The following is a 5626-nucleotide window of genomic DNA, read 5'->3' as shown; positions in this document are numbered from 1 at the left end:
CCAGAGGCCGGAAAACAGGCCTCGAAACGAATACAACCGATCTCAAACCAGCCCAAACTACTCAGCTACCTTCAACTCTCGATGCCCTCAGGAAATCACGACCCTACGCAGAGGTTCCCTAATTTCTCTTTTGGGTGTCAAGGAATTAGCCGACAAAGGGCGGCTAACATCCCTCATTCATGAGAGAAATCTCCAACAATGCTTCAAGGAGATTGCAATTCAACTAGGACTTCCAATCGCAACCAATGTTAGCTTTGTTCAAAACGGCTCAGCTTCTACCGATAGTTCCAAATTTGAGAGTAGTCATTTGGTTGAAACAGATATAAAGGGTCGTGGTCGAAGCGGCATTGTCGCACAGGTTTTAATACCAACTAATTTGCCGCTATATGGGAGTGCCGCTCTAAATAATTTTCCCGTCAACTTGACCTTGCCCTCAGAATACGTATCCCATAACGGGTAAGAAAATCGTAGTAGTCGAGGCTGTGGGAAAGTTGGGAAGCGGGTTTTGCTTTCCTACTTTTCCATGGCCTGTTTTCGCTGGCCAAGTCTGGTCAGCTTGCGATGGCTTCGGTTCTGTCTTGCCACTGTTGTTCGAACTGCATCGGGCTGTTGTACTTCAGTGTCGAGTGCATTCGTGTTCGGTTATACCAGAGCAGCCAGTCGAGGGTTTCGTCCTTGGCCTGGCGGATGGTCTCGAATCGCATTCCATGCAACCGTTCGACCTTCAGTGAGCCGAACAGCGTCTCCGAGCAGGCGTTATCCCAGCAGTTGCCTTTGCGGCTCATGGAGGGTGTGATCCGGCACTCGCTGAGCACCTGGTTAAACTCGCGGCTGGCGTACTGACTGCCGCGGTCACTGTGAAAGATCAGCCCTGCGTTCTTGTCCGGCGAGCGTTGGAACCAGGCCATCTCCAGCGCGTCGATGACGATCTCGCTTCTCATGTTGTCCCGCATCGACCAACCCACGATCCGGCGGCTGAACAGGTCCATGACTACAGCCAGAAACAGCCATCCTTCTTCAGTTGGAATATAGGTAACATCGCCGGCCCACGCCTGGTTCGGGGCGGCCACGGTGAAGTTGCGATCGAGCAGGTTGGGCGCTATCGGCAGGCCGTGCCGGCTGTCGGTGGTGTTGATGCGAAAACGCCGCTTGCCACGCGCCCGAATGCCATGCCTCTGCATTAGCCGCTGCACCCGCGACTTACCCACGCGGATATCCTGGCGGAGTAACTGCCGCCACACGCGCGGCCAGCCGTAGGCGCCTCGATGGGCCGCAAACACGGCGCGGATATGAACCAGCAGAGCCGCGTCGCTCAGATGGCGGCGCTGAGCTATCTGCGTGCGTCGCCTCACATGCTGGTGGTAGCCGGACACGCTGACCCCAAGCACACGGCACTGCACTCGGATCGGCCATACCCGCTTGTGGCGCTCGACGAAGGCGTACCTCACTTCTGCCCCTTGGCAAAGTACGCCGTCGCTTTTCCCAGGATGTCGCGCTCCATGGTGACCCGCGCCAACTCAGCCCGCAAACGGCTAATCTCCATTTGCTCGGCAGTCACCTGCGCCTTGCCGCCGGCTCCCTGCAAGCCACCGGCACGATGCGCCTTCACCCAGTTGCCCAGCGTCTGCTCCACCACTCCAAGCGTCCGTGACACAGACGCCAGACTCTGGCCCGACTCCACAAGCCGGACCCCCTCCTGCTTGAACTCAAGCGTGTAACGTCCTCGCTTCGACTTCGTCATCTTCGCTTCCCCTTCGCATTAGAACAGCTCGCTAAGGGATACGTTTTGCGGGGGCAAGGCCAATGTACATGTCAGCCAAGACTGTTTTAAGTTTCCCAATTCCTTGATTGCTGTTATGGGTCACGAGTTATCGCATATATTGTTGCACTCGCTACGGCACAAGGAAAGAGAGAACGAATTCTACACAGACCTTACGCCGCTTGTGCTCGGATTTGCAGAGATCGTTAAAGATGGAAGAACAGCGATTACGAATTTGTATTCCCAATACTCCTTTCAGCAAACAACGAGATATACAGAAACAACTACTTTTGGATATTTGACTGACCAGAACTTTAACATGGCATATTCGCAAGTAATGGCTGAACTCGGGCGCGTCAGTATGCCGAAGAGGTTAGCATCTGGAAAAATCCTTGTTGTTTCACAATCTTTGGAATGCAGCAAGCGAATGATAAACCTTCTTAAGAGATACCTCGATCAGTTGGCAAGAAGACGACATCTAAGAATGACAATTGAGGACGCGAGAAAGATAAGTTCATTTCACCAACTTGGTTATCTCGACGAGTACCGTTCAATGATCAGCCATTTGAGAGTTGATCTGGACTCAGCTTCAGCGCAGCTAGTAAAAATCAAACACTATACGCGCTTCGCTCCGGCCTTGACACGGATGATCCACGGCCAAGAAATCTCTACCTGAGAAAGAAAAGCAGAAAAATGTAGGCTATGATTTCATACACCGAACTGGACGAAGAATGGGGTCAGGTCACAGGCAAGTCGAAGCAGATACGAGATTTTGTGAAAAACATCTTAATCTTTTTCAGCGCATTTTTGTGAAGCTATCCTGAAAAATGGATAATGGATTCATTCCAAGTCCTTATTGACAATGCTCTGGGAGTGGGAACAGCTCAAGCCTGGCGTTCTTACTCTTTCGCGCTAGAATAGAAGTTGGAATGGCAATTCACCAGCCCATCTCGGCGCTCCTCTAGCGGCTCCCGCCGCCATACGATTTTGCGCCTTTTTCCCTTCGAGACAATTTTGAAATGAATGCCGCACCAGCGTGCGGCTGAGGAGTTTGCCATGCAGGACCGTTTGGAGCAGATGGAGCAGCGCTATGTGGACCTGCAGTCGCAGTTCGCGCTGCCGGAGGTCTTGAATGACCACGAGAAGTTTCAAAAGATGGCGAAGTCGATTCGCGAGATGGAAGATACGGTGGAGAAGTATCGCGAGCTGAAAGCAGCGCAGACGGGCTTGGCTGACGCGAAGCTGATGCTTGAGGAATCCGACGCAGACTTGCGCGCGATGGCGGAGGAAGAGATTGCCGCACTTGAGCCGAAGGCTGCGGCGCTGGAGGAGGAGATCAAGATTATGCTGCTGCCGAGGGACCCGAATGACGAGAAGAACGTGATTCTGGAAATTCGCGCGGGCACGGGCGGCGATGAGGCTTCGCTGTTTGCCGCGGAGGTCTTCCGCATGTATACGCGCTTTGCCGAGCAGCACCGCTGGAAGGTGGAAGTGATGTCGCTTTCTGAAAGCGGCGTGGGTGGGTACAAGGAAGTGATTGCGATTATTGAGGGCGTGCGTGTGTATTCGCAACTGAAGTATGAGAGCGGCGTGCATCGCGTGCAGCGTGTGCCGGCGACGGAGACGCAGGGTCGCGTGCATACTTCGGCGATTACTGTAGCCGTGCTGCCGGAGGCCGAGGATGTGGACATCAAGATTGAGGCGAAGGATATCCGCATCGATACTTTCTGTTCTTCGGGGCCGGGCGGGCAGAGCGTGAATACGACCTACTCCGCCGTGCGTATTACGCACCTGCCGACGAATACTGTGGTGAGCTGCCAGGATGAGAAATCGCAGATCAAAAACCGCGAGAAGGGGATGCGCGTGCTGCGGTCGCGGCTGTATGAAGTGGAGCAGGATCGGCAGAATGCGGAGCTTGCCGCGGCGCGTAAATCACAGGTGGGCTCGGGCGACAGAAGCGAGAAGATTCGCACCTATAACTTTCCACAGAACCGGCTGACGGATCATCGCATCGGGCTGACGCTGCACCAACTGGACCTGATTATGGAAGGCAGATTGCAGTCGATTGTGGATGCGCTGGTGGCGCATTACCAGGCGGAGCAGTTGAAGGCTGAGACGAGCCAGGCGGCATAAGCGATGCGTATTTATACGCTGCGGAATCATCTGGAACATGCCGTAGAGGCATTGAAAGATGGACCGCACCCGGAGAAGGCTGACCGCGATTCGGAGTTTTTGCTGCTGCATCTACTGCGCAAAAACCGCGCCTGGCTTATCGCTCATCCGCGCAAGGAGCTTTCCGAAGAGCAGCAGGATCTCTACGAAGAAATTATTCGCCGCCGTCTTTCCGGCGAGCCGGTTCAATACATTGCTGGCGAGACAGAGTTTTATGGCCTGCCGTTTCGCGTAACGCCGGATGTGCTGATTCCGCGGCCTGAGACGGAACATCTTGTGGAGCGGGCGATTCAGCTTGCTGCGGAGTTTACTCAGCCGCGCATTGTGGATGTGGGTACGGGATCAGGCGCAATCGCGGTTGCGCTGGCCACCCATTTGCAGGATGCGCGGATTACTTCTATTGATGTGTCTGAGAAAGCTCTTGCTGTTGCGCGCGAGAATGCAGAGCGAAATGGTGTGAGCGAGCGTATGCGGTTTCTTGCGGGCGATCTGCTGGGGCCTGTGGCTGGTGAGCAGTTCGAGTTAGTTGTCTCAAATCCGCCGTATGTGCCTGAGGCGGATCGAGCCTCACTCAGCGTAGAAGTCCGCGACTACGAGCCGGGCGTGGCGCTCTTTGCGGGTGAGGATGGGCTGGATGTGTATCGGCGGTTGATTCCGGCGGCGTATAACGTGCTTGCGCCGGGCGGATACGTTCTGATGGAAATTGGTTACAGGCAGGCCGAAGGTGTGCGGGCGCTGCTGGCCGGCAGCGGCTTTGAGGCGATTCAGTTCATTCCCGACCTGCAAGGAATTGCGCGCGTGGCGTGTGGGAAGCGGGAATCTGCCGCTCCGGTTGTAAAATAGCCGTTGGCATAACGAACTCTGCGAGGAAAGAATCATGGCAGTCTCAGCAATGGCCGGCATTCCGGCGCTTAAAGACCTTTCGGCGGACGTGAAGCGCCGCATGGACCAGGCGGTAACGGGCTTTCAATCGAACCTTGCCTCTGTACGCACGGGCCGCGCCAGCGCGCACATGCTGGAGCAGGTGAAGATTGATTACTACGGCACGCCGACGCCGGTGAGTCAGATGGCACAGATTTCGACCCCCGAGGCACAACTGATCCTGATTCAGCCCTGGGACCCTAGCGTGATCAAGGAGATTGAGAAGGCGCTGCAGACCTCGGATTTTGGATTCAATCCACAGAGCGACGGCAAGTTGATCCGCGTGCCGATTCCGCCGATGACCGAGGAGCGGCGGCGCGATGTGGTGAAGCACCTGAACAAGGTTCTCGAAGAGCAGCGCACGGCTGTTCGCAATGTGCGCCGCGACGGCAACGACACGCTCAAGAAGCTGGCCAAGGACAAGAAGATCAGCGAGGACGAGGAGAAGCGCGCTCTCGAAGAGATTCAGAAGCTGACGGATGAAGAGATCCAGCGCATGGAAGAGATGGCCAGGCGCAAAGAGGCTGAAGTGATGCAGGTTTGACCATTGCATGGAGCGGCTGCGGCCCTACGGGCCGCTATGCTGCTGTCGCGGTGCTCCCGTTGGTCGCTATCGCTGCTTACTTTCAGAAATGGCGCTGTCTGCGCTCTTTCTTAGAACTTATCCGTGAATAGCTGTGGTCTGCCTCCAGCAAATCATGGCTGCGGCCAGTGACAGCAGAGCCACGTAGCTCTCTTCGGTCTTTTCGAAGCTGACCAGTAGTTTTCGAAATC

General features: G+C 55.3%; 4 protein-coding genes. 3 read left to right on the top strand and 1 reads right to left on the bottom strand.

Annotated elements, in window-relative coordinates; translation table 11 throughout:
- Positions 1–551: 551 nt before the first annotated feature.
- A protein-coding gene (locus tag ABSG47_RS20635) for an IS3 family transposase (protein WP_424172380.1) occupies positions 552–1741 on the bottom strand; the annotation gives its coding sequence in 2 pieces (ribosomal slippage) (positions 552–1483 and positions 1483–1741; 1191 coding nt in all).
- Positions 1742–2815: 1074 nt separating this feature from the next.
- On the opposite strand from ABSG47_RS20635, the gene prfA reads away from it, so the two are divergent.
- The 3 genes from prfA to frr are packed head-to-tail and all read left to right on the top strand — an operon-like array spanning position 2816 to position 5396.
- Positions 2816–3892, top strand: a complete 1077-nt coding sequence (gene prfA / locus ABSG47_RS20630) for a peptide chain release factor 1 (protein WP_424172377.1) — start codon at positions 2816–2818, stop codon at positions 3890–3892.
- 3 nt (positions 3893–3895) lie between these two features.
- On the top strand, positions 3896–4774 hold the full coding sequence (gene prmC, locus ABSG47_RS20625) for a peptide chain release factor N(5)-glutamine methyltransferase (RefSeq protein WP_424172374.1): 879 nt from the start codon (positions 3896–3898) through the stop codon (positions 4772–4774).
- A gap of 34 nt (positions 4775–4808) precedes the next feature.
- The gene (gene frr, locus ABSG47_RS20620; protein WP_424172371.1) at positions 4809–5396 is read left to right on the top strand and encodes a ribosome recycling factor; all 588 of its coding nucleotides are present in this window, start codon (positions 4809–4811) and stop codon (positions 5394–5396) included.
- The last annotated feature ends 230 nt before the right edge of the window (positions 5397–5626 follow it).

Origin of the sequence: Occallatibacter sp., from assembly GCF_049510455.1 — a bacterium.
GTDB lineage: Bacteria > Acidobacteriota > Terriglobia > Terriglobales > Acidobacteriaceae > Telmatobacter.
This window is presented reverse-complemented; position numbering and strand designations above follow the sequence as displayed.

Bases quoted from the DNA above. Each gene is read 5' to 3' on its own strand.
- prfA (WP_424172377.1), top strand. From the start codon at position 2,816: ATGCAGGACCGTTTGGAGCAGATGGAGCAGCGCTATGTGGACCTGCAG.
- prmC (WP_424172374.1), top strand. From the start codon at position 3,896: ATGCGTATTTATACGCTGCGGAATCATCTGGAACATGCCGTAGAGGCA.
- frr (WP_424172371.1), top strand. From the start codon at position 4,809: ATGGCAGTCTCAGCAATGGCCGGCATTCCGGCGCTTAAAGACCTTTCG.